At 68.7% G+C, this 6,099-nt stretch carries 4 protein-coding genes; all 4 read left to right on the forward strand.

Features of this window, described 5'->3' with window-relative positions; all coding sequences use genetic code 11:
* Complete coding sequence (locus PLZ73_10580; GenBank protein HOO78318.1) at positions 1-1,263, forward strand: ABC transporter ATP-binding protein; 1,263 nt, start codon at positions 1-3, stop codon at positions 1,261-1,263.
* Between the two features lie 43 nt (positions 1,264-1,306).
* Entirely contained in the window at positions 1,307-2,422 is a 1,116-nt protein-coding gene (locus PLZ73_10585; GenBank protein HOO78319.1) for an SDR family NAD(P)-dependent oxidoreductase, read from the forward strand.
* 51 nt (positions 2,423-2,473) lie between these two features.
* Entirely contained in the window at positions 2,474-2,917 is a 444-nt protein-coding gene (locus PLZ73_10590) for a YbhB/YbcL family Raf kinase inhibitor-like protein (protein ID HOO78320.1), read from the forward strand.
* A gap of 244 nt (positions 2,918-3,161) precedes the next feature.
* Positions 3,162-6,099: hypothetical protein (locus PLZ73_10595; protein ID HOO78321.1), on the forward strand; the 2,938-nt coding region annotated here is incomplete at its 3' end.

A 6,099-nucleotide genomic window follows, 5' to 3' on the forward strand; every position in this document is an offset into this window, starting at 1 on the left:
ATGAACGGATCCATCTCCATCCGCGGGGTTTCCAAGTCCTTCCCGGTGGTCGAGCGGCCGCTGCGGCGGCTGAAGAACGTCCTCGCCGGGGGGAAGCGGGGGAGCGGCCGGGAGTTCTGGGCGCTGCGGAACGTCGACCTCGAGATCGCGCCGGGCACGACCCTGGGCATCCTCGGCCAGAACGGATCGGGGAAGAGTACGCTCCTGCAGCTCATGGCCGGGATCATGCACCCCACCCTGGGCCGGGTCTCGGCCGCGGGCCGGATCTCCACCCTGCTCGAACTCGGAGCCGGCTTCGACCCCGACTTCACCGGCCGCGAAAACGTGCGCATGAGCGGCCATATCCTGGGTTTCTCCTCCCGCGAGATCGAAGCGCGACTGGCCGAGATCGTGGAGTTCGCCGAGCTCGGGGACTTCATCGACCGCCCTACCCGGACCTACTCCAGCGGCATGTACGTGCGCCTGGCCTTCTCCGCCGCCGTCAGCCTCGACCCCGACATCCTCCTGGTCGACGAGGTCCTGGCGGTGGGCGACACCTACTTTCAGCACAAGTGCGTCCGCAAGATCCGGCAGTTTCAGGAAGAGGGCCGGACCATCGTCTACGTCACCCACGACATCGAGAGCATGCGCAACGTCTGCGACCGGGCGGTGATCGTCGACTACTCCCGGCTCATCGCCGACGGGCCGGCCGACGAGACGGCCAAGCGTTACATGGCCCTGATCGACCGCCGCGAGAAACTGGCCGGGGGGGAGAACGGGGACCCGGGGCCGCTCCGCGAGCAGGCGCGCAAGGCCATCAGCGACTACAGCCGCTACGGGGAGCGCGAAGCCGAGATCGTCGAGATCGCCGTCCTCGGCGGGGACGGGGCGGCGACGGAAACCTTCGCCGCCGGGGACGCGATGACGATCCGGTTCCGGGTCCGCTTCCACCGGGACGTGCCCCGGTTCGTGCTCGGCGTCATCGTCCGCAACCAGTGGGGGAGCGACGTCTTCGGGACCAACAACCACTGGCAGGGCCAGCCCCTGGCCGATTTCCGGGCCGGGGAATCGGCCCTGGTCGAGTTCCGGCTCCCGGCCGCCTTCGCTTCGGGTTCGTACTCCCTCAACCCCGCCGCCTCCTCGCACCTGCGGGGCGACGAGTACCGGATCCTGGACTGGATCAACAACGCGGCGCTCTTCCGCGTCCGCAACCCCCGCCGGCTCGCCGGGTACGCCGAGATCCCCTGCAAGATTACGGTTGAAAAATGCGGGCCCCGCGAGTAGGTTCGGGCCCCGCGCGGAAATCATTCACCAAGGAGTACCGCTCTTGAAAATACTCGTCACCGGCGGAGCCGGGTTTATCGGAAGTTTCATCGTCGACGCCCTGGTCCGGGAAGGGCACCGGGTCCGCATCTTCGACAACATCGAGCCCCAGGTCCACCCCGGGGGCAAGGCCCCCGACTACCTCAACCCCGAGGCGGAGTTCGTCCGGGCCGACGTCCGCGACTACGAGGCCCTGGCCCGGGCGGTCGAGGACGTCGAGATCGTTTTTCACGAGGCGGCCATGGTCGGGGTGGGACAGTCCATGTACCAGATCTCCCGCTACATGGAGGTCAACACCCTGGGCACGGCCAACCTCCTCGACATCCTGGTCAACCGGCCCAACCGCGTCCGGAAGCTGATCGTGCCCAGTTCCATGAGCACCTACGGGGAAGGCGCCTACCGGTGCGCGGCCTGCGGCATCGTCTCCCCTCCCCTGCGCACCGAGGAACAGATGGCCTCGGGCGACTGGGAAGTCCACTGCCCCGTCTGCGGGGCCGTCGCCGTCCCCGTCCCCACCCCCGAAACCAAGCTCCAGGAGATCAACTCCATCTACGCCCTGGCCAAGAAGGACCAGGAAGAGATGGTCCTCAACATCGGCGTCACCTACCGGATCCCGGTGGTGGCCCTGCGCTACTTCAACGTCTTCGGGCCGCGGCAGTCCCTCTCCAACCCCTACACCGGGGTGGCGGCCATCTTCATGAGCCGGCTCAAGAACGACCACCCCCCGGTCGTCTTCGAGGACGGCCTGCAGAGCCGCGACTTCATCTCCGTGCACGACATCGCCCGGGCCAACCTGATGGTGATGAACGACGACCGGGCCGACTACGGCGTCTTCAACGTGGGCGCCGGGCGGCAGATCACCGTCCGCGGGATCGCCGAGACCCTGGCCCGGGTCATGGACGTCGACATCGAACCGCAGATCCTCAACAAGTTCCGCAAGGGCGACGTCCGCCACTGTTTCTCCGACATCTCCAAGCTCAAAGACGCCATCGGGTTCGAACCCGCCGTCTCCCTCGAGGACGGGATGCGGGAGCTGGTGGAATGGAGCGGATCGGTCGCGGCCGACGACATGGTCGACCGGGCCACCCGGGAACTCGAGGAAAAGGGCCTGGTCGGCTGAACCGGTCCCGGGGGGCGAAGAGACCGCGGGGCCGCGGAGGAGGAGCGAGCCATGAAACTGAGCAGTCCGGAATTCGCCGACGGGGGGAGGATCCCCGTCCGCTACACCTGCGACGGCGAAAACGTCAACCCCCCCTTGGCCGTGGCGGAAGTCCCGGCGGAGGCGGTGGAGCTGGCCCTGATCGTGGACGATCCCGACGCGGTCGGGGGCAGGACCTTCGTCCACTGGGTGGTCTCCGGGATCCCCGTCGTCGACCGGATCGAGGCCGACAGCGTCCCCGGGCACGAGGGGGCGACCTCCTTCGGCCGCCCCGGTTACGGCGGCCCCTGCCCGCCCTCGGGCACCCACCGTTATTTTTTCAAGCTCTACGCCCTCGACCGCCGGCTCGAGCCGGGGTCCGCGCCGGACAAGGCCGGGCTTTCGACGGCCATGCGCGGGCACGTTCTCGCCGAAGCCGCGCTGGTCGGGCTCTACTCCCGCCCCGGCCGCGGCTGAGCCCCGCCGCGGACCGTCCCGCGCTCGACGTTTTCGCGGCCTCCCGCCGCCCCCGGCCCGGACCGGGGGGAAGGCGGGGCGAAAAAAGTCAATCAATGGGGGATTCCCATCATTCCCCCTTTCCCCGGCTGGCGCCGATAATAACGGCGACTTCAAGGGAGGTTGGCTTATGAAATCGAATCCGTTCTTGCACCGGGTTATTTCCATCAATTCCGTTTTTCACCGCGAACCGCGAGGTGTACGCATGATGACCGTCCGCACCGCCGGTACCGTCTTGGCGATAACCCTGCTGCTGCTGGTTCCCGCCGCACTCTGGAGCCAGAACCAGTACTTCTACCTGGTGGCCGACAGCGGCGGAGGCCCTCCCGGCAACGACCTGCTCACCCTCATCGACGTGCTCAACCCGGGGAGCGAAACCCCGATCGGGTCCGGGGTCGGGACCTTCACCATGGAGGGCGCGGCCCGCTACCCCGGCGCCGGGTTCTCCAGCCAGACTCTCTACGGGACCACGGCCGACCGGCTCTACATCGTCAACCGCGTCACCGGGGTGGGTTCCGCCCTTCCCTCTTCCTACGGGTCCGGCCCCGGGCCCCTGGGCGTCATCGCCTTCGACGACGTCGACGGCGCCGCCTTCGACAACACCACCGACCCCCCCATCATGTACGCCAACGTCCGGCGGGAATCGGGGGGCAATCCGGCCGATCTGCTCATCCGGCTCAACTACGCCACCGGGGCCCACGTCGCCGCCGCCTGGGGATCCGGGACCGACTACCTGGTCATCGAGGATCAGGGACCTTCTCTCAACGACATCGACGACATCGCCATCCGCTCCGACGGGGTCATGTACGCCATCAACAACAACAGCGGGAGCGAGGACCGTCTGGTCATTCTCGACCCCGCCACCGGCGGCACCACCGACGTGGGGCGCCTGCGCCGCAGCGACGATTCCGAGGACGTCGACGACATGGAGGGCCTCGACTTCGACTGCAACGGCACCCTCTGGGGGGTGACCGGCCAGAATTCGTCCGAATCCGACCAGCGCAACCGGATCTGGATGTTCCAGACCGACATCGGCGGCGACCCCACCCGCTACGTCACCGAAATCGACCACATGACCCACGGGTCCGACTACGAGAGCATCGTCGGCTGCGTCGAGATCTCCATCTCCCCCACCCCCTCGCCTTCCCCCGAGGTCCCGACCCCGAGCGTCACCCCCACGGCCGTTCCCTCCCCCACCCCGGGGCTGAGCGGGATCTGCCTGAGAACCGGGCATTCCACGCTTTCCATCGGGGCCACCAGCGCCACCAGCTTCGTCAACACCGGCCTGGAGCTGAGCCTCTGGACCCCCGACACCACCGCCGTCGCCGTCTTCTCCTCCTACGACTGCGACACCGGCTTCTCCACCGAGCCCCAGACCGGTTACTGGGACCTGCGCATGGACAACACCTGGTCCAGCCAGACCCTGGGCCGCTACCTCAGCGGCATCGAGGACCTGGGCCTGGGCGGCGTCGTCCACATCTTCGAAAACGTCGCCCCCGGCACCCATACCTTCCGGCTCCGCCAGAAGACCGACGGATCGGTCGAGCCCCAGATCGCCACCCGCAACGCCGACATGGTCGCCTTCGCCCTCACGGTCGAGGACGGATCGGCCGAATTCAACTACGGGACCGGCGTCCTCGACGCCGTCGGGGACACCACCAGCAGCACTTCCTTCGAGGACGTGGACGGCCTCGCCTGCACCGTCACCCTCGACATCCCCGGGAAGATCCTGGTCTCCTGCGCCCTCAACGGCGAATCGACCGGCGGCAGCGGCGACCGGGTCTGCTTCTGGCGGCTGCAGGTCGACGGGACCACGGTCGGGGTCGACCAGGAGCACCGCAAGCTCAGCGGCACCAACGACCTCGGGTCCATTCTCCTGCAGGGCCTGACCGAGAACCTCTGCGCAGGAACCTACACCGTCACCGTGCAGCACATGACCAACGACGCCGCCAAGCCCCTGCGGACCATGAACGCGACCCTGATCGCCGTCGGGCTCAGCACCGCCGACGCCGGCGGCCTGGAACTGCCGGCGGCGCTGACGGCTTCATCCACCTTCAACGACACCACCTCCACCTCCCTGGTCGACGCCGCCACCTCCGAGGTGCGGCTCAACCTGCAGACCGACAGCGACATCTTCGTCGCCTCCACCCTCGCTTCCCACGGGATCTACGACGGGGCCCCGGGCGACCGTTACGGCTCCTTCGACCTCACCCTCGACGGCAGCCCGGTCTCGGAGACGATCAGCCGTTTCTTCGAGGAGACCGGGGACCACTCCGCCGGCGGCATCTTCGGCATCGGCTCCGACTTCACCGCCGACACCCACACCGGCTACATCCGCTTCGCCACCAACAACCCCAACCGGGGGATCACGGTGCACGACCTGGCCGTCGTCCTTCTCGGTTCCTGCGGGAACCCGGGGCAGCCTCCCTGCGCCACCTCGACGCCGACCCCGACGCCCAGCGCCACTCCCACGCCCACGGCCTCGCCTTCCGCCACCCCCAGCACGACCCCTCCGCCGACGGCCACGCCCACACCTACGACCACGCCTTCGCCGACCCCGACCTCCACGCCTTCGGCGACTCCCACCCCCAGCGTCACCCCCACCCCTTCCGTCACCCCCACGGCTTCAATCACCCCCACACCCTCCGTTACCCCCACTCCGTCGGTGACGCCGACTCCCTCGGTCACGCCCACGCCTTCGGCCACGCCCAGCGTCACCCCCACGCCCTCGGTCACCCCCACGGCTTCCATCACTCCCACTCCCAGTGTTACCCCCACTCCGTCGGTGACGCCCACGCCGTCGGTGACGCCCACGCCGTCGGTCACGCCCACGCCCAGCGTCACCCCCACCTCCTCGGTCACCCCCACCCCATCGGTCACGCCCACGCCTTCCGTAACGCCGACGCCCAGCGTCACTCCCACGCCCTCGGTCACACCCACGCCGTCGGTTACCCCCACGCCCTCCGTCACCCCGACGCCGTCGGTTACCCCCACCCCTTCGGCGACTCCCACCCCCAGCGTCACCCCCACGCCCTCGGTCACTCCCACCCCGTCCGTCACCCCCACTCCCAGCGCGACTCCGACACCGAGCGTCACTCCCACCCCCCCCTTGCCCCCCACGCCCCCCGCCCCGCCCCCCCCCC

This window comes from bacterium (genome assembly GCA_035380285.1).
Lineage (GTDB): Bacteria > Auribacterota > Erginobacteria > Erginobacterales > DAOSXE01 > DAOSXE01.